The organism is Agromyces flavus, assembly GCF_900104685.1.
Classification (GTDB): Bacteria; Actinomycetota; Actinomycetes; order Actinomycetales; family Microbacteriaceae; genus Agromyces; species Agromyces flavus.
Genome location: NZ_LT629755.1, coordinates 1,892,781 through 1,910,927, shown reverse-complemented (window position 1 = coordinate 1,910,927; position 18,147 = coordinate 1,892,781). Strand labels below are relative to the sequence as shown.

Annotated in this window: 17 protein-coding genes; 13 read left to right on the top strand and 4 right to left on the bottom strand. The window is 73.0% G+C overall.

The genetic code is table 11. The features are described 5' to 3' along the window. The first annotated feature begins 13 nt into the window (after positions 1–13). The 3 genes from BLT99_RS08995 (at position 14) to BLT99_RS08985 (ending at position 2,942) form a co-directional block, all read left to right on the top strand. Positions 14–712: a response regulator transcription factor gene (locus BLT99_RS08995; RefSeq protein WP_229724740.1), complete on the top strand. Its 699-nt coding sequence runs from the start codon at positions 14–16 to the stop codon at positions 710–712. A 290-nt stretch (positions 713–1,002) separates the two neighbouring features. Further along, complete coding sequence (locus BLT99_RS08990; protein ID WP_092671245.1) at positions 1,003–1,938, top strand: sensor histidine kinase; 936 nt, start codon at positions 1,003–1,005, stop codon at positions 1,936–1,938. Continuing rightward, positions 1,935–2,942, top strand: a complete 1,008-nt coding sequence (locus tag BLT99_RS08985; protein WP_092671242.1) for a hypothetical protein — start codon at positions 1,935–1,937, stop codon at positions 2,940–2,942. The genes BLT99_RS08990 and BLT99_RS08985 overlap by 4 nt, the downstream gene beginning before the upstream one ends. 282 nt (positions 2,943–3,224) lie before the next feature. On the opposite strand, the gene BLT99_RS08980 is transcribed toward BLT99_RS08985, so the two are convergent. Continuing rightward, positions 3,225–3,461: an acyl-CoA carboxylase epsilon subunit gene (locus BLT99_RS08980; protein WP_092671239.1), complete on the bottom strand. Its 237-nt coding sequence runs from the start codon at positions 3,459–3,461 to the stop codon at positions 3,225–3,227. Between the two features lie 11 nt (positions 3,462–3,472). Beyond that, positions 3,473–5,098: an acyl-CoA carboxylase subunit beta gene (locus tag BLT99_RS08975; RefSeq protein WP_092671236.1), complete on the bottom strand. Its 1,626-nt coding sequence runs from the start codon at positions 5,096–5,098 to the stop codon at positions 3,473–3,475. Positions 5,099–5,209: 111 nt separating this feature from the next. On the opposite strand from BLT99_RS08975, the gene BLT99_RS08970 reads away from it, so the two are divergent. From BLT99_RS08970 to BLT99_RS08960, 3 genes are all read left to right on the top strand, one after another. Beyond that, positions 5,210–6,067 (top strand): biotin--[acetyl-CoA-carboxylase] ligase, encoded by an 858-nt coding sequence (locus BLT99_RS08970; RefSeq protein WP_092671233.1) that lies wholly within the window; start codon positions 5,210–5,212, stop codon positions 6,065–6,067. A gap of 8 nt (positions 6,068–6,075) precedes the next feature. After that, a complete protein-coding gene (locus BLT99_RS08965; protein ID WP_157674966.1) occupies positions 6,076–6,636 on the top strand; it encodes a PH domain-containing protein in 561 nt (186 codons plus the stop codon). Positions 6,637–6,984: 348 nt separating this feature from the next. Next, positions 6,985–7,599 carry a DarT ssDNA thymidine ADP-ribosyltransferase family protein gene (locus tag BLT99_RS08960; RefSeq protein ID WP_157674965.1) on the top strand — a complete coding sequence of 205 codons (615 nt, stop codon included), beginning with the start codon at positions 6,985–6,987 and terminating at the stop codon, positions 7,597–7,599. Here BLT99_RS08960 and BLT99_RS08955 read toward each other — a convergent pair. Next, a complete protein-coding gene (locus BLT99_RS08955; RefSeq protein ID WP_092671224.1) occupies positions 7,566–8,210 on the bottom strand; it encodes a GtrA family protein in 645 nt (214 codons plus the stop codon). The genes BLT99_RS08960 and BLT99_RS08955 overlap by 34 nt on opposite strands. A 93-nt stretch (positions 8,211–8,303) precedes the next feature. On the opposite strand from BLT99_RS08955, the gene BLT99_RS08950 reads away from it, so the two are divergent. The 3 genes from BLT99_RS08950 to BLT99_RS08940 all read left to right on the top strand — a co-directional run bounded on the left by BLT99_RS08950 (position 8,304) and on the right by BLT99_RS08940 (position 11,344). Continuing rightward, positions 8,304–9,422, top strand: coding sequence for a 5-(carboxyamino)imidazole ribonucleotide synthase (locus BLT99_RS08950; RefSeq protein WP_092675945.1), 1,119 nt, complete (start codon positions 8,304–8,306; stop codon positions 9,420–9,422). A gap of 87 nt (positions 9,423–9,509) precedes the next feature. Beyond that, positions 9,510–9,977, top strand: coding sequence for a 5-(carboxyamino)imidazole ribonucleotide mutase (gene purE / locus BLT99_RS08945; protein ID WP_092675942.1), 468 nt, complete (start codon positions 9,510–9,512; stop codon positions 9,975–9,977). Continuing rightward, a complete protein-coding gene (locus tag BLT99_RS08940; RefSeq protein WP_092671221.1) occupies positions 9,974–11,344 on the top strand; it encodes an LCP family protein in 1,371 nt (456 codons plus the stop codon). Before purE ends, BLT99_RS08940 begins: the two co-directional genes overlap by 4 nt. Before the next feature lie 44 nt (positions 11,345–11,388). On the opposite strand, the gene BLT99_RS08935 is transcribed toward BLT99_RS08940, so the two are convergent. After that, a complete protein-coding gene (locus BLT99_RS08935; protein ID WP_092671218.1) occupies positions 11,389–12,534 on the bottom strand; it encodes a glycosyltransferase family 4 protein in 1,146 nt (381 codons plus the stop codon). 155 nt (positions 12,535–12,689) lie between these two features. Here BLT99_RS08935 and BLT99_RS08930 point away from each other — a divergent pair, with 155 nt between their 5' ends. From BLT99_RS08930 to BLT99_RS08915, 4 genes are all read left to right on the top strand, one after another. Then, entirely contained in the window at positions 12,690–13,640 is a 951-nt protein-coding gene (locus BLT99_RS08930) for a glycosyltransferase (protein WP_092671215.1), read from the top strand. After that, entirely contained in the window at positions 13,637–14,476 is an 840-nt protein-coding gene (locus tag BLT99_RS08925; RefSeq protein ID WP_229724743.1) for a glycosyltransferase, read from the top strand. Before BLT99_RS08930 ends, BLT99_RS08925 begins: the two co-directional genes overlap by 4 nt. 137 nt (positions 14,477–14,613) lie before the next feature. Then, positions 14,614–16,962 (top strand): FG-GAP repeat domain-containing protein, encoded by a 2,349-nt coding sequence (locus BLT99_RS08920; protein ID WP_133988575.1) that lies wholly within the window; start codon positions 14,614–14,616, stop codon positions 16,960–16,962. 56 nt (positions 16,963–17,018) lie between these two features. Beyond that, complete coding sequence (locus BLT99_RS08915) at positions 17,019–18,134, top strand: glycosyltransferase family A protein (protein ID WP_166670937.1); 1,116 nt, start codon at positions 17,019–17,021, stop codon at positions 18,132–18,134. The last annotated feature ends 13 nt before the right edge of the window (positions 18,135–18,147 follow it).

Genomic DNA, 18,147 nt, shown 5'->3' with positions numbered 1-18,147 from the left:
CGGGGGTGGCCGAGTGACGGAGCAGTCCGATGGGGGCCGCGGCGCGACGACCGTCGCCATCGTCGACGACCACGAGGCCGTGCGCCTCGGCCTGCGGGCCGCATGCCGCGACGCCGGCTACGACGTCGTCGCCGACACCGCCGACGTGCCCACCCTGCTCGCGGCCTTCGAGGATCCGGGCAGCGAGCCTCCGCGGGTGGTGCTGCTCGACCTCTCGCTCGGCGACGGATCGAGCGTGACCGACAACGTACGCAGCGTCCTCGCCTCGGGCAGTCAGGTGCTCGTGCACAGCATCGCCGATCGCGTCGCCGCGGTCCGCGAGGCGCTCGCTGCGGGCGCGGCCGGGGTGATCCCGAAGTCGTCGCCGACCTCGGCCGTGATCGCGGCCATCGCGACGGTGGCGCGCGGCGAGGCGCTCAACAACGTCGAATGGGCGAGCGCGATCGAGGCCGACCGCGACTTCGCGAAGGCGCAGCTCGGTCGGCGCGAACGCGACGTGCTGCACCTGTACGCCTCGGGGCTGCCGCTGAAGCTCGTCGCCCAGCAGCTCGGGATCGCGCATTCCACCGCTCGCGAGTACCTCGACCGCATCCGGGCCAAGTACGTCGAGGTCGGGCGCCCGGCGCCCACGAAGGTCGACCTGCTGCGCCGGGCGGTGGAGGACGGCATCCTGCCGGGGCTCGACGCCGAGGCCGGTGATGGCCGGGCCTGACTGGCGCGCGAGCCGGCTCGCGTCGCGCCGCGGAGCGGTGAGCCGTGCGCAGGTCGAGATCGTCTCCGGACGCGCACTCGGCGCATTCGGCGTCGTCTTCGGGGCGCAGACGGTCCCCACCGCGATCGAACAGTCGGCCTACCTCGTCGACGGCGCGGGCGTGGCGATGATGGCGCTGCTCTACGGCGCCATCGCGGCGCTCGCGGCCGCCACGTTCACCCGCCTGGCCGTGCGCGGCGCCGCGGTCGCGTTCGCGGGACTCTACGTGCTGTGCCTGATCGCCTGGCCCTGTGCTCGTCGTCGACACCGCGGCCATGGATGGCGAGACGCCGTGGCTGTACTACCTGTGCACCGTGGCGACGACCGCGTCGGTGATCGCCGTGCCCGTGGCGCCCGCGGCCGCCTATACGGTCGCGGTGCCCGCCCTCTACGGCGTCGTGCGGTTGAGCCCGTCCGGTGGCGCGGCCGACGAGCCCGTGCGCGCCGTCCTCGACACGCTCTACGCGGTGATCCTCGGCATCGTCGTGCTGGTCATCATCACCATGCTGCGCCAAGCCGCCGAGGCAGTCGACGCGGCGCAGGAGGGCGCGTTGCAGCGCTACGACATGGCCGCGAGGCAGCACGCGAACGAGATGGAGCGCGTGAAGGTCGATGCGCTGGTGCACGACAGCGTGCTGACCACCCTGCTGTCCGCCGCCGCTGCGAACACGCCCGCGGAGCGCCAGCTCGCGTCGCGCATGGCCGCGGATGCCGTGCGACGTCTCGACGAGGCCGCCGTCGAGGTGCCCGGCGTCGCCGATCGAGCCGATCTCTCGGTGCTCGCCCGTCGCCTGCGCTCGGCGGTCACGGGCTTCTCCGCGCCGTTCATCGTGCGCGTGACCGACACGAGCGGGGTCGAGCTCCCCGTGGAGGCGGTCGACGCACTCTCGTCCGCCGCGGTGCAGGCGATGGTCAACAGCGTCCAGCACGCCGACGGCCCGATCGGCCGGGTGCGGCGCGAGCTCGAGATCCGCGGCGTCGGCGCGGGCGGATGCGTGATCGAGGTCGTGGACAACGGCTCGGGCTTCGAGCCGGCCGAGGTGCCGTTGAGCCGGCTCGGCCTGCGCGTGTCGATCGAGGAGCGGATGGCGAACGCGGGCGGCTCGGCCCGCATCGACTCCGCCCCGGGCCGAGGCACGCGAGTGACGCTCGCCTGGCCCGCCGGGCTGGACGGGGGCCGATCGTGATCTCGGTCCCTCGTTGGCTGCTCCTCGTGCTCGCCGCGCTGTTCTCCGCGTACCACGTGGTGCTCGGCGTCATCTCGCTCACCGTGCCCGACTCGCCGTGGCCGGCGCTCGTGGCGCTCGCGCTCTACGCGGTCGCCACCGCACTCAGCCTGTGGCCGGTCCGCCGGGCGCGCATGCCCGACTGGCTCGCGGCGCTCAACCTCGCCGTCAGCATCGTGCTGCCCATGCTGGTCACGAGCCAGCTGGATCCGAACAACGACAACGGCTACGCGACCTGGTACGTGGCCGCAGTGGGAACGCTGATGACCATCACCGCGGCCCGTCGTCAGCTGGTGGCCGCCTGGCTCGGGGTCATCGCGCTCGCCGTGCAGACCGTCGTGTGGGCCGGGCCGCTCGCGCTCGGCGAACTGGGAGTCATCGGCAGCATCGTCTGGGTGGCGATCGCGCACATGCTCTCCGCGGCGCTCGCCGGCGCGGCGCGCGCGACGCGGCGGTATGCGCAGGCCGAGCGCGAGGCGGCCGCCTGGCAGGCGGCCCAGGACGCGCACCTCTTCGAGGGGCGGATGCGCCTCGCGCACACCCAACGGCTCGCCGCGCCCATGCTCAGGCGGATCGCCGACGAGGACCACTCGCTCACCGATGCCGAACGGCGGGAGTGCCGCACGCTCGAGGCGGCGATCCGCGACGAGATCCGAGGGCGGATGCTGCTGACCGACGCCGTGCGACAGGCGGTCAAGCGCGCGCGCGACCGCGGTGCGACGGTCACGCTGCTCGACGAGGGCGGCATCGACGACCTCGACGAGGCGTCGCGCGACCGCGTGCTCTCGCAGCTCGCCGATGCGCTGGACGCCACGCGCGCCGACCGCCTCATCGCCCGCACGGCGGCCGAGGGCTCGCCCGTCGCGGTCACCGTGGTCGGGCTGCGGGGCGGCGGCGAGGACGAGGTCGCTCAGTCGGAGGACGCCGAGGTCGACCTCTGGATGGAGATCCCGCGAGCCGGGTGAGGCGCTCGTGCCGCGTGAACGGGTCCGGACATGGAAGCGGGGGGTCGGCCCCTACCGACCCCCCAGCAAGCCCGAGTCACGGCGACAACCCGAATATCGCCCTGACTCGCCCCCAGAGCGCCACCGGTTACCCAGCCGGTGACGAGACGGCCTCCTGAGGAGCCCGTACGTCCATGGTACGGATCGGGGCGCGTCTGCGAAGTCAGCATTTCGGGGGACAACGAGGGGGACATCATGCGGACCCGGCCGCGCGACGCGCCCCACTCGGGGGACACACCCGGATCAGCGGACGGACATGGCCCATCGCCGCGGGCCGACCTCGACGTGGGGACGCACCGCGCCGCGCAGGTGGGCCCATTCGCTGCGCCCGGGCGGCGGGGGTGCGGCCTGCACTTCGCCGACGGCGGCGACGATGACGGCGGTCACGGCCGCGGCCTCCTCGGCCGACACGTCGCGCGTGAGGAACTTCAGGTCGATCGACGACGCGGCCTCGCCGGCGTCGCCCGATGCGGTGGTCATGACGAGGCCTCCTAGAGCGGGATGTTGCCGTGCTTCTTGGGCGGCAGGCTCGCGCGCTTGGTACGCAGCGCCCGGAGCGCCTTGGTCACCGACACGCGCGTCGCCGCGGGCTCGATGACGCCGTCGAGCTCGCCGCGCTCGGCGGCGAGGAACGGGGAGGCGACGTTGTACGTGTACTCGTTGGCCAGCCGCGTCCGGACGGCCGCGACATCCTCGCCGGCCTCTTCGGCGCGCTTGATCTCGCCGCGGTACAGGATGTTCACCGCGCCCTGGCCGCCCATGACGGCGATCTCGGCGGTCGGCCAGGCCAGGTTGATGTCGGCGCCGAGCTGCTTCGAGCCCATGACGATGTACGCGCCGCCGTACGCCTTGCGGGTGATGACCGTCACGAGCGGCACGGTCGCCTCGGCGTAGGCGTAGAGCAGCTTCGCGCCCCGGCGGATCACGCCGGTCCACTCCTGGTCGGTGCCGGGGAGGTAGCCGGGCACGTCGACCAGGGTGAGGATCGGGATCGAGAACGCGTCGCAGAATCGCACGAAGCGCGAGGCCTTCTCGCCCGCCGCGATGTTCAGCGTGCCCGCCATCTGGCTCGGCTGGTTGGCGATGATGCCGACCGAGCGGCCCTCGACGCGCGCGAAGCCGACGACGATGTTCGGCGCGAACAGCGGTTGCACCTCGAGGAAGTCGCCGTGGTCGACGATGCCCTCGATGATCGAGTGCATGTCGTACGGCTGGTTGGGCGAGTCGGGGATGACCGTGTTGAGGCGCCGGTCGTCGTCGGTCACCTCGAGCTCGACGTCGGCGTCGTACACGGGCGCCTCGGACATGTTGTTGTCGGGGAGGAACGACACCAGCGTGCGCGCGTAGTCGAGCGCGTCGGACTCGTCGCTCGCGAGGTAGTGCGCGACGCCCGACACCGTGTTGTGCGTCAGCGCGCCGCCGAGCTCCTCCATGCCGACGTCTTCGCCGGTGACGGTCTTGATCACGTCGGGGCCGGTCACGAACATCTGGCTGGTCTTGTCGACCATGATCACGAAGTCGGTGAGCGCGGGGGAGTACACCGCGCCGCCGGCGGCGGGGCCGCAGACGATCGAGATCTGGGGGATCACGCCCGAGGCCGCGGTGTTGCGGCGGAAGATCTCGCCATACTTGCCGAGCGCGACGACGCCCTCCTGGATGCGCGCGCCGCCCGAGTCGAGGATGCCGATGATGGGCACCCCGGTCTTGAGGGCGAGCTCCATGACCTTGATGATCTTCTCGCCCGCGACCTCGCCGAGGGATCCGCCGAAGATCGTGAAGTCCTGCGAGTAGACCGCGACCTGGCGGCCGTGGATCGTGCCGGTGCCGGTGACCACCGCGTCGCCGTAGGGGCGCTTCCGGTCCATGCCGAAGGCGTGCGTGCGGTGGCGCACGAACTCGTCGAGCTCGACGAACGAACCGGGGTCGAGCAGCTCGGCGATGCGCTCGCGAGCGGTCATCTTGCCCTTGGCGTGCTGCTTCTCGATGGCCGCCTCGCCGGAGGCGGTCACGGCCTCGTGATAGCGCTGCTTGAGGTCGGCGAGCTTGCCCGCGGTGGTGGAGAGGTCGGGGCCGTCGGTCGTCGATTCGGTCACGCGGTTCACTCTACCGGCGCCCATACGGGCCGGTTCGTTGAGGGATTCCCACAAAAAGGCACGGCCGGGTGGTGGTGATCGCCACGCCGACCCGACGCACGGACACTAGCCTGAACCCGACGAGGGAGGTCGGGCATGGAGTGGGAGCGATCGCGCGCGGTCGTGCCGAGGTTCGAGTGGCTCGAGACGGCGGGGTCCACCAACGACGTCCTCCGCGAGGCGGCGACGGGGCCGGATGCCGCGGGGTGGCCGCACGGCGCCGTCGTCGTGACCGACGACCAGACCCGTGGTCGCGGGCGGCTCGGCCGCACCTGGCTCGCACCCACCGGCAAGACGCTCGCCATCTCGGTCCTGCTCCGGCCCGCCGCGGCGGCAGGACCCGGCGCCGGACGGGCCACACGGCTGCCCGCCGATGCGTTCGGCTGGCTGCCACTCATCGCCGGGGTCGCCATGACCGAGACCGTGCGCGATGCGGTCGCCGCGGCATCCGCCGACCGCGGCGGCGAGGACGACGGCACCGGGGGCGTCGACGTCGAGCTCAAGTGGCCCAACGACGTGCTCGTGTCCGGGTACAAGGCGTGCGGCATCCTCTCCGAGCTCGTCGCCGAGGACGCCGTCGTGATCGGCGCGGGACTCAACCTGACGCTCGACGAGCACGACCTGCCCACGCTCACCTCGACGTCGCTGCTGCTCGCGACCGGACGCCGACCCGACGCCGATGCCGTGCTGAGCGGGTACCTCTCGCGCCTGCTCGACCTCGTCGACCGCTTCATCGCGTCCGGCGGCGACCCGTCGGCGAGCGGCGTGGCCGAGCGCGTGGCCGCCGTGTGCGGCACGCTCGGGCACGAGGTGCGCGTCGAGCTGCCGGGGGGCGGTGAGCTGGTCGGCGTCGCCGAGCGCCTCGACGACGACGGCCGCCTCGTCGTGCGGGACCGCGAGAACGGCGAGCCGCAGGCTGTCGCCGCAGGAGACGTCACGCACCTGCGGTATTAATGGGCCGTATGGCGGACGCGCGCACGGGACCCGTGGCAGGGGCCGACGAACGCGTCGTGGCGCGGCTGCGGCGTCACGGCCGCGTGCTCGCGCTGCCGGCCCTCCTACTCATCGCGACCGCCGGCGCGACGGCGTATCTCGTCCCCGCGCTCGAAGGTTGGCCGCAGCTCGCGGCACTGGTCGCCGCCGCGCTCGTCGCGGTGGTCGGCTGCGCGGTGCCGTACCTGGCGTGGCTCGCCTCGCGCGCCACCGTCACGACCCGGCGCGTCATCGTGCGCCGCGGGCTCTTCGTCCGCGTGCGCCGCGAGCTCTGGCACCGGCGCGGCTACGACGTGCAGATCAGCCGATCGTGGATGCAGCGGCTCATCGGCTCGGGAGACGTGCGACTCGAGACCGGGCACGAGGTGCCCATCGTGCTCAAGGACCTTCCGGACCCGCTCGCCGTGCAGGCGGCGCTGCACGAGCTCATGGCGGAGTCCCACGCACTCGGCGGACCCGCGCTCGGGCCGTCGGCGCTCGGCCCGCCCACCCCGATGGAGGGCGACACCTTCGCCTGGGGCGGCCGCTGACGGTTCCGCCCCACCCGCTCGTGCGAGGCAGCCAGCCGGAGCGCGTACTGTAGTCGGGCGGCGCGCGCTCCCCGCGGGCCGGGCGAGAAAGGCACCACCACTTTGGGCGAGGAATGCATCCACGGGTTCGACGAGGGTCTCTGCGCGATCTGCTCCCCACCGCCTGAGCCCGAGGCCCCCGCTCGAGCGGCGCGCACCCGTGCGACGCGTGCGGCCGGGACGGGTCCCGCCGCGGCGCGCGGCGGCGGCTCGACGCGGGCGTCGCGCCCCGCGGCATCCGCTCGGTCGCCCCGCCTCGCCGGTGCGTCGGCACCGCCGCTCGACGCCGGGAAGGCCCGGCTCTACCACGTGACCCACATCGAGAACCTCGGCCGCATCCTCGGGGCGGGCGCGCTCCTCGCCGACGCGGGCGACCCGCCGGCGTCGCCGGTCGTCGACGTCGCCGACCCGGCCGCCCGCGCCTACCGTCGGTCGACGAGCGTCGGCGACACGGGCGCGCACGTGGCCGAGTACGTCCCGTTCCTGCTCTCGACCGACGCGCACGTGTGGGACGCGATCCGCACCGGGACGCCCGACCCGCGCCTCACCGCCGAGGCGGTGCGCCGGCCGGCCGCCGACCACGTGCTGCTCGTGACCTCGGTCGCGGCCGCGGCGGGCGCCCGGCTCCATTCGCCGGGCGAGGTGGCCGTCAGCGAGACGGATGCCGCGCTCGGCGGCGCCGCGATCGCCGCGACGTGGCCCGACGCCGAACGCGCCATCGCGCGCGTCACCTTCGCCGACGAGGGCGCTGGCCTGCGCGCCGCCGAGGTGCTCGTGCGCGGGAGCGTGCCGATCGAGCGCATCGCGCTCATCGCGGTCGCGAACGATCGCGTGCGCGACCGTGTCCGCGCCGCGCTGCAGGCCGTCGGCGCGAAGGTCCGCGTGGCGGTCTACCCGCCCTGGTTCCTCGGCGGCGCCGAGTAGTCGGAGCCTCGCTCGCCGGCGCGCCCCTCGCTCGCGCCGAAGGCCTCGCCGGAATGGCCGGACCCCTCGAGGGGCGCCGGCTCGAGCGGCGGCTCCTCGAACAGCGCACGCTGCGCCTCCTCGACCCGGGCGCGGTTCGACAGGCCGTCGGTGCGGTGGTGGCCGAACACCCAGTACCGGTAGAGGACGAAGCGGAACGCCGTGCCGAGGGCCAGGCCCACGACGTTGGTCGAGATGTTGTCGGCGAGCAGGCTCGTGAGTCCGAGCACGTGATGGCTGATCCACAGGCACAGCAGTGCGATCGCCATGCCGCCGACCGACACGATCGCGTACTCGGCGAACTCCCGCAGCGCGTGCCGACGACGGTGCCGCCGGAACGTCCAGTAGCGGTTGCCCAGCCAGTTGAACACGATCGCGACGGTCGTCGAGATGGTCTTGGCGCCGATCGCGGACTGGGCCCACGTGCCCTCGCCGAACACGCCGACCCGCAGCGCGTTGAACAGCGCGATGTCGATCACGAAGCCGATGAGACCGACGACGCCGAACTTCACGAGATACGCCAGGAACCCGTGCCACGCGCGCGTCGCGAGCGAGCGCAGCGTGCCGGGCATCCCCCGATCCTAGCCGCGACCCCGCCGTAGACTGGGGTGTCGCGGCGCACCGGGCGTCGCGGGAACGGACGGTTCGGACCGGTGCGAGTCGGAGTGATCGGCGCAGGGCAGTTGGCACGGATGATGATCCCAGCGGCGATCGAGCTCGGCGTCGAGCTCCGGGTGCTCGCCGAGGGCGACGGCATGGCCGCATCGCTCGCGGCCGACCGGGTCGGCGACTACACCGACGCTGCGACCGTGCTCGCCTTCGCGCGTGGGGTCGACGTCGTGACGTTCGACCACGAGCACGTCCCGCAGGACGTGCTGCGCACGCTCGTTGATGCCGGCGTCCCCGTGCATCCCGGCCCCGACGCGCTCCGCTACGCGCAGGACAAGCTGCTCATGCGCGCGCGGCTCTCGGAGCTCGGCCAGCCGGTGCCCGACTGGGCGCGCGTGACCACGCCCGACGAGCTCGACGCGTTCATCGCCGACCACGCCGGCGCCGCGGTCGTGAAGACCCCGCGCGGCGGGTACGACGGCAAGGGCGTGCGAGTCGTGCGCAGCGCCGCCGAGGTCGCGGAGTGGTTCGCGGCCGCCGGCGAGGACGGCCGCGATGGCGCGCTGCTGGCCGAGGAGCTCGTCGACTTCCGGCGCGAGCTCGCGCAGCTGGTCGCACGCCGCCCGTCCGGCGAGGTGGTCGCCTGGCCGCTCGTCGAGACCGTGCAGGTCGGCGGAGTGTGCAGCGAGGTCATCGCGCCCGCCCCGAGCTCGGCCGGCCGCCTGGCCGATGTCGCGGCCGACGTCGCGATCGCCGTCGCCGAGGGGCTCGGCGTGACCGGCGTGCTCGCCGTCGAGCTGTTCGAGACGAGCGACGACCGCGTGCTCGTCAACGAGCTGGCCATGCGTCCGCACAACTCCGGCCACTGGACCATGGACGGCTGCACCACCGGCCAGTTCGAGCAGCACCTGCGGGCGGTGCTCGACCTGCCGCTCGGCGGCACCGGATGCCACGACGACTGGTCGGTGATGGTGAACCTGCTGGGCGGGCCTCCCGAGGGCACGCTCACCGACCGCTACGCCGACGCGCTCGCCGGTCATCCGACCGTCAAGATCCACAACTACGGCAAGGCGCCGCGCCCCGGCCGCAAGGTCGGACACGTCACGGCGGTCGGGCCCGATCTCGACGAGGCCGTGTACGAGGCCCGGGCCGCGGCGAAGGCCCTCCAGGACTGACGGAGCGCCCTCCGACTTCTTCCAGTCGCCAGCCCTAATATCTATCGGGTGATCGCAGGCAACCCCACCCCGCTCGTCGGCGTCGTCATGGGCTCCGACTCCGACTGGAACGTGATGCGCGAGGCATCCGAGCTCCTCGACGAGTTCGGCGTTCCGCACGAGGTCGAGGTGGTGTCGGCGCACCGCACGCCCGAGAAGATGATCGCGTACGGCAAGGAGGCCGCGGGCCGCGGCATCCGGGTCATCATCGCCGGCGCCGGCGGCGCCGCCCACCTGCCGGGCATGCTCGCCTCGGTCACGACCCTGCCGGTCGTCGGGGTGCCCGTGCCGCTCTCGCGGCTCGACGGACTCGACTCGCTGCTCTCGATCGTGCAGATGCCGGCCGGCGTGCCCGTCGCGACGGTCTCGATCGGCGGCGCGAAGAACGCCGGCCTGATCGCCGTGAAGATCCTGGCCACCTCCGACGACTCGCTCCGCGACGCGCTGGCCGACTACGCCGCGTCGCTCGCGGCGCTGGTCGAGGAGAAGAACGAGCGACTGAAGTCCACCCGATGACCCTCGCCGCAAGCCCCATCCGGTACCCGGACACCAAGTCCCGGCCGCTCATGACGCGGCGCGGATGGTGGCTCGTCGTGCTCAACCTGCTCATCCCCGGTTCGGCGCAGGTGCTCGCCGGCGATCGCCGGCTGGGCCGGTTCGGGCTCGGCGCGACCCTCACGCTCTGGGCCCTCGTCGTCCTCGGCGTGGTCGCGTACTTCGTCGCACCGACGATCATCTACACGATCGCGTCGAACAGCATCGCGCTGTGGATCATCGCGATCGGGCTCGTGTTCTACGCGGGGCTGTGGGTGGTGCTCACCCTCGACACGCTCCGCCTGGTGCGGCTCGTGAAGGCCGCGCCGTCGGCGCGCGCGGGCATCGCCGCGTTCACGACGGTCGCGCTCGTGCTCGTGTCGGGCACGGCCGCCTACGGCGCGTACGTCGCGACCACCGCCAGCGGCTTCCTCTCGTCGGTGTTCGCGGCCGGCCCGAGCGAGCCGCCCGTCGACGGCCGCTACAACATCCTGCTGCTCGGCGGCGACTCCGGTCCGGATCGCGAGGGCATGCGACCCGACAGCATGACCGTCGTGAGCATCGACGCCGAGACCGGCAGCGCCGTCATGGTCGGCCTGCCGCGCGATCTCGAGGACGTGCCGTTCCCCGACCACTCGCCGCTCGCCGCCATGTACCCCGAGGGCTACGGATCGATCGACGGGTGCAACGTCGACACGTGCCACCTCAACTCGATCTACACGGAGGTCGAGCTCAAGAGCCCCGAACTGTACCCCGACGCGACCGCTCGCGGCAGCGAGCCCGGCATCGACGCGATGATGGATGCCGCCGAGGGCGTCACCGGCCTGCCGATCCAGTACTTCGTGCTCATCGACATGCAGGGCTTCGAGCAGCTCGTGAACGCGCTCGGCGGCGTCGAGATCGACGTCGAGACCCGCATCCCGATCGGCGGCGACGAGGACAACAACAACGTCGACGGATGGATCGAGCCCGGGCTCCAGAAGCTGGACGGCTATCACGCGCTCTGGTACGGCCGAGCGCGGTACGGGGTCGCGGGCGGCGACTATGCGCGGATGGCGCGCCAGCGCGTCCTTCAGGAGGCCATCCTGCGGCAGTTCACGCCCGCGAACGTGCTGACCAAGTTCCAGGACGTCGCCCAGGCGGGCGAGGAGACGGTTCGCACCGACATCCCGCAGTCGATGCTCGGCTACTTCGTCGACCTCGCGATGAAGACGAGGGAGCAGCCGATCACGACGGTCGAGCTCGTCCCCGAGACCGGCGTCGATCCCATGGAGCCCGACTGGGAGCTCGTGCACTCGCTCGTCGCGCAGGCCGTCGCGCCGCCGGCGACCGAGGAACCCGCGGGCTGACGCGACCGCGCGTCGCGACCGACGCGCGGCACGGCGGCTCGCCGCTACAGGTCGGCGTGCAGCTGCCAGACGCGCTCGGCGGAGTCGCGCCAGCTGAAGGCGCGCGCACGATCGGATCCGGCGATCGAGAGGCGCTCGGCGACATCGCGGTGCTCGACGACGGCGGTGATGGCGGCGGCGAGCCGATCGACGTAGCCGCCGCCCACGCCGACGGGAACCGCGATCCCGGCGTCGGCCGCGACCTCGACGTACGCCGGCGTATCCGAGTGCACGACCGGGACGCCGATGCTCATGGCTTCGATGATCGACGTGCCATCACCCTCGTCGTGACTCGGCGCCACGAACGCCACGGCGCCGGCCAGCACGCTCGCGAGCTGGGCCGCATCGCGCGGCTCGATCGCGTGGACGCGCTCGGGCGCGACCCCGGCCTCCTCGGCGACCGTCGCGAGGTGCAGTTCGCCCCAGCTCTCGGGACCGAGCACGACGAGCTGCAGGTCGGGCACGCCGGGGCGGCCGAGCGCGGCGAGCAGGTCGCCGACGCCCTTGCGCGGCTCGAGGGAGCCCTCGACCACGAGGTAGTCGTCGGGCAGGCCGAGCTCGATCGCGCTCGAGCGCACGAGCACCTCGGGCGGGCGCTCGAGCCCCAGGCGAGGCGCGGTTCCGATCACGCGGACCCGGTCGCCCAGGTCGACGATCGAGGAGAGCCGCTCGGCGAGCGCATGCGTGGGCACGACCACGGCATCGGCGTGCCGGCGGGCGCGCTTGAGCATGGCCTTCTGCCACGCGACGGTCGCCGAGGTCAGCGAGTCGGGGTGCGTCCAGGCGAGCAGGTCATGCACGGTCACCACGATCTGCTCGCCGGGCGTCGTGCGGTCGTGACGGCGCAGCGGCGCGAACAGCGACGGCGCGTGGATCATTCCGCCGCCGGGCGAGGTCGTGAGGCCGAACTGCCACGCGGCGGCCAACTCGCGCCGGGCGAGGCTCGACTTGTAGAGCCCGGCGAGGCCGGGGAACATCGCCTCGATGCGCTCGTAGTCGGTCGGCAGCGAGCTCGACACGATGCCCTCGACGTCGCAGCCGCGCGGCGCGGTGGCGATGAGCGCCTGGGTGAGGGCCTCGGCGTACCGGCCGATCGGGCCCGGGACGGGGGCGACGACCTGGTCGACGATCACGCGGAGCGTGGTGGGCATGCCCCTCCTTCTGATGCGGCTCGGCGGCTCGGACGGCTCGTCAACTGTACCCGGCGGCCCGTCGGCGAGGTCGGGATCGCGCGGGCTGTGGACAGCCGGGCGGCTCCGGACAGGGCAAGATGGATGGGTCCCGTTCCCGCCGAGTCCGAGAGCCGATGAGTCCGACTTCCCCGCCAGCCCGCGTCGTCGCGGTCGTCGTCGCGTACAACCGACGCGACCTCCTCTCGGAGGTCCTCGAGGCCCTCATCGCCCAGGACTCGCCCGTCGCGCGGATCGTGGTCGTCGACAACGCGTCGACCGACGGCTCGGCCGAGGTCGCTCGAGCGGCCGGCGAACTCGTCGACCTGGTCGAACTGCCCCGGAACACCGGGGGCGCGGGCGGGTTCGCCGCCGGCATGGCGGTCGCGCTGGCCGACCACGATCCCGACTGGATCTGGCTCATGGACGACGACACCGTCCCCACCCCGTCGGCGCTGCGCGCCCTGCTCGACGCCGTCTCCGGCACCGACGTCGCGGTCGCCGGTTCGCGGGTCGAGTGGTTCGACGGCAGCGAGCACCCCATGAACACGCCCCGGCCGAAGCCGTTCGCGAGCGCGGGCGAGCGGCGCCAGGCCGCGTCCGGGCGAGCCGTCCCCATCCGGAGCACCTCGTTCGTCTCGATGCTCGTGCGTGCCGACGTCGTGCGAGCGGTCGGACTGCCGATCGCCGACTACTTCATCTGGAACGACGACTTCGAGTACTCCACGCGCGCGCTGCGGGGCCGACGTGGGCTGCACGTGCCGGCCTCGGTCGTCGTGCACAAGACCCGCGTGCTCGGGTCGACCGACACCGACCCGGGGGAGCGGTTCTACTACGAGGTCCGCAACAAGCTGTGGATGTTCCGCCGCTCGCGGAGCCTCGCGTGGTGGGAGAAGGTGCTCTACGGCGGCTCGAGCGCGTTGCGATGGCTCCGCACGGTCGTCCGCTCGCACGACCGGGCCACGCTGGCCGACGGCTGGCGACGCGGATGGCGCGACGGCACGAGGTTCCGCCCGCGGCCGAACTCCGACGCACTGGCCGACCTCGGCCGCGCGAGCGATGCCGTGAGAGCGGTGGAGCCGGCGTGAGCGAGCCGTTCGCCCTGCTGATGGCGGTGTACCGCGGCGATCACCCGGTGCACTTCGACAAGGCGTTCTCATCGTCCGTCATGGCCCAGACGCGCCCGCCCGCGCAGGTCGTGCTCGTCCAGGACGGGCCGGTGTCGCCCGGACTCGAAGGCGCCATCGAGGGCGCGATCGCCAAGTCGCCCGTTCCGGTGCGTCATCACCGCATCGCGCAGAACGCCGGGCTGGCCGGAGCGCTCGCCGAGGGACTCGCCTTGAGCGAGCACGACATCGTCGCCCGCATGGACGCCGACGACATCTCGCTGCCCGAGCGATTCGCCGCGCAGGTGCCGCTGATCGAGGGCGGACTCGACCTCGTCGGGACCGGCATGCTCGAGTTCCTCGACGACGACGGCTCCATCGTGGGCCGGCGCGTGCCTCGGACCGAGCAGGCCGAGATCGAGCGGTACGCCCGGTTCCACGACCCGTTCAGCCATCCGACGGTCGTCTACCGCCGCACGGCGGTCGAGCGCGCGGGCGGATACCAGCCGCTCGGCCTCATGGAGGACTACTGGCTCTTCGCGCGCATGATCCACACCGGCGCGCGCGTCGGGAACCTCGCCGAGCCCCTCGTCATGTACCGCGTCGGAGAGGGCGCGTACGCCCGTCGCGGCGGTGTCGCGCAGTGGCGCAGCGAACTCCAGCTGCAACGCGCACTCCGGCGCATCGGCTTCACGTCGCGTACCCAGTACGTGCGGAACGTGGCGGTTCGCGGCACCTACCGATTCGTGCCCGAGCCCATCCGCCGCCGCGCCTACCGGCGCCTCATCGCGCGCGGCTCGAGCGTCGACCACGCCTGATCGGGCCCCGTCGGCGTCGATCCCGGGCGTCCGACGGTAACACGACGCGCCGGGACGAGCGGGCGCCCGCACGAGCGGTGCGCCCGTAGCATGTGGCGCGTGTCCCGCCCGGCGCGGGAGGCGCGGCGGGAGTGGTGATGCGTTCGGTTCGACGGTTCTGGGCGGCGGCGGCAGCGGTCGTCGCGCTGGTCGCCGGCGCCGTCACCGCGGCCGGCGGATCGGCCGAGCAGGCGGTCGCGGCGGATCCGAAGGACTTCAATCCGGGCATGATCATCAGCGACCAGGTGTTCTACGACAGCTCGACCATGACGGTGGCGCAGATCCAGGCCTTCCTCGATGCGCGCGTGCCGTCGTGCGCGAGCGGCTACGTCTGCCTGAAGAACTACGCGCAGGCGACGACGAGCCAGCCCGCACGGAGCGAGGGGTGCACCGCCTACACCGGCCAGTCCAGCGAGTCCGCCGCGCTCATCATCTACAAGGTCGCCCGCGCGTGCGGCATCAATCCGCGTGCGCTCATCGTGCTCATCGAGAAGGAGCAGGGGCTCATCTCGGACTCCACGCCGTCGACCCGGCAGTTCCGCTCGGCCACGGGGTACGGATGCCCGGACACCGCCGATTGCGACACGCTGTACTACGGCTTCTTCAACCAGGTGTACAACGCCGCGTGGCAGTTCAAGAAGTACCGGGCGAACCCGACGATCCGCGCGTACCAGGCCGGCCGCTACAACACGATCCTGTGGCATCCGAACACCGGATGCGGCTCGTCCCAGGTGTACATCCAGAACCAGGCCACCGCGGGGCTCTACATCTACACCCCCTACCGCCCCAACGCCGCGGCGCTCGCGAACCTGTACGGCACGGGCGACTCGTGCTCGAGTTACGGCAACCGCAACTTCTGGCGGATGTTCACCGACTGGTTCGGAGCCACGAGCGCCCCGGCCGCACCGACCTCCGTGGCCTCCGACGAGATCCCGCTCGTGTACGCGGTCGACGGCGCCGGCGCGTTCTGGCTCTACCCCGGCACGGGGCGCGGAGGCTGGGGTCCGCGGTTCAAGGCGGGCGTCGGATGGGGCGGCATGCGCTTCGTCGAGGGCGTCGGCGACGTGACCGGCGACAGTCACCGAGATGTGCTCGCCGTGGACGGCGAGGGTGCGCTCTGGATCTACCCGACCGACGGGTCCGGTCGCTTCGTGCCGCGCCTCGCGGCCGGCACCGGGTACGGGCAGATCACCGCCCTGCTCTCCGCGGGCGACTTCGATCGGGACGGCGACCAGGACGTCTTCACGCGCGACGCCGCCGGGAACCTGCGACTGCACGCGAACAACGGGGCCGGCGTCTTCGCCGCCCCGCGCACGGTGGGGGTCGGCTGGGGCCCCTTCACCGCGCTCGTCGGCGGTCTCGACTTCGACCGGAACGGACGCACCGACGTGCTCGCGCGCGACTCCGTCGGCGGCCTGTGGCTGTACGGCGGAAACGGTCGCGCGGGCTGGTCGGGGGCGTCGCGCATCGGCACGGGCTGGACGGCGTTCGACCGGATCCTCACGCCGGGCGACTTCGACGGGGACGGCGCGGAGGACGTGCTCGCCCGGGACGCCGCCGGGACGCTCCGCCTCTATCCCGGCAACGGCTCGGGCGGATGGAGGACCCCGCGCATCGTGGGCACCGGCTGGAGCGGCATGAAGATGATGGCGGGTCCCGGCGCGGAGGCGGTCGCCTCCGTCGCGCTGGCCACGGGCATGGGCGACCTGACCGGTGACGGGGCGCGCGACCTGCTCGCGCAGGACACCGGGGTCGGCACCTGGATCTATCCCGGCAACGGCTCGGGCGGCTGGCTGCCCCGTCGCACGGCTCCGGGTGACTGGAAGGGCCTGAACCTGGTGCTGGGCGCCGGGGACTTCAACCGCGACGGGCTCCGCGACGTCCTCGCACGCGACGCGGCGGGCGACCTCTGGCGCTACCCGAGCGACGCAGTCGGCGGGTTCGGCGCACGGGTCAAGGCCGGCAACGGATGGAGCGGCTTCACCGCGATCGTGGGCGCCGGCGACCTCGATGGCGATCGCGACTGGGACCTCGTCGCGACCGACGCGGCCGGCGTGCTCTGGCGCTACCCCGGCGACGGCAAGGGCGGATTCGGCGCGCCCGCGGCGATCGGGCAGGGCTGGAAGGACATGCGTCGCGTCTTCAGCCCTGGTGACTTCGACGGCGACGCGCGACCCGACCTGCTCGCCGTCACCCCCACGGGCGACCTGCGGCTCTACCCCGGCAACGGTGCGGGCGGCTACAACGCGGCGCGCCTCGTCGGCAACGGCTGGCAGAGCATGACCTGGCTCGGCAGCCCCGGTGACTTCGACGGCGACCTCCGATCCGACGTGCTCGCGCGCACGTCCGATGGCGTGCTGCGCCTGTACCCGGGGAATGGACGAGGCGGCTGGCTGTCGGCGCGCGACGTCGGCACCGGATGGCAGGCGATGGAGCTCATCGGCTGATCGACGGCGCGCGGGCCGACATGACGCCGCGCGCTCGTCGGCTAGGATCGTCGCGTGTGCTCCGTGAGGTCTGGCGGGTGAGGGCCGGTACTCCCATCGCGGAGGTCGTGATCGCGGTGCACGATGCACGTCGACCGGTCGGCCGGGCGATCGAGTCGATCGTCGGCGCGCCGGGCGCCCGGGCGGATGCGCCGCCCGTCCGCGTGACGGTCGTGTGCCACAACCTTCCGGCGACCGCCTTCGGCGAGACGGCCGAGCGGTTCGCCGACGCCGACGTGCGCTGGCTCGAGCTCCACGACGGCATCCGAAGCCCCGCCGGTCCGTTCAACCACGGCCTCGCACTCGCCGAGGCGCCCTGGGTCGGCGTGATGGGGTCGGACGACTCGTTCGACCCCGGCGCGGTGGACGCGCTCGTGGGCCGCCTTCGCGCCGACGCTCCGCAGGTCCTGCTCTATCCGCTGCGCCACCAGGACGGGCCTCCGATGGCCAACCCCCTCAGCCGGCGAGCCCGTCACCGTCGCCTCGACCCCGTCAAGGACCGACTGGCCTACCGGACGGCACCGCTCGCGCTCATCCAGCGCCCGCTCGTCGGGGAGCTGGGCCTCCAGTTCGCGCCCGGGCTGCGCAGCGGGGAGGATGCGGGCTTCTCGGCCCGGCTCTGGAACCTCGCGGAGCGCATCGACTTCCACCCGGCCGACCCCGGCTACGTCATCGGGGCCGACGCGGTGGACCGCGTGACCGCCGCCCCCATGGACGTCGAGGACGAGGTCCGCCCGTACCGCGACCTGTTCGCGGAGCCCTGGGTCGCGGCGCTGCCGCGTCCTCGTCGCCAGGCGCTCGTCGTGAAGACGGTCCGCATCCACCTCATGGGCGCCGTCCTGCGTCGCGCCCGGGCGGGTGCGTTCGCCGACGGCGACCTCGAGGCCTACCGCGGCCTCCTGGCCGCCGGGCTCCGTCTGGCCCCCGACGCGCTCGCGCCGATGTCCCGGCGCGATCGCGCGGTGCTCGACGCGGTCCTCGCTTCGGCGCCCGAGGGCGCAGTCGTCGAGGCGGTGCGCCGCCACGACGCGGCGCATCGGGCAGATCGCCTGCTGACCCGCTCCCCGTGGCGGGCCCTCGACCGCGAGAGCGACCTGCGACGCATGCTCCGGTACGTCGGATGGCCCCGTTGAGCGCAACACCCGC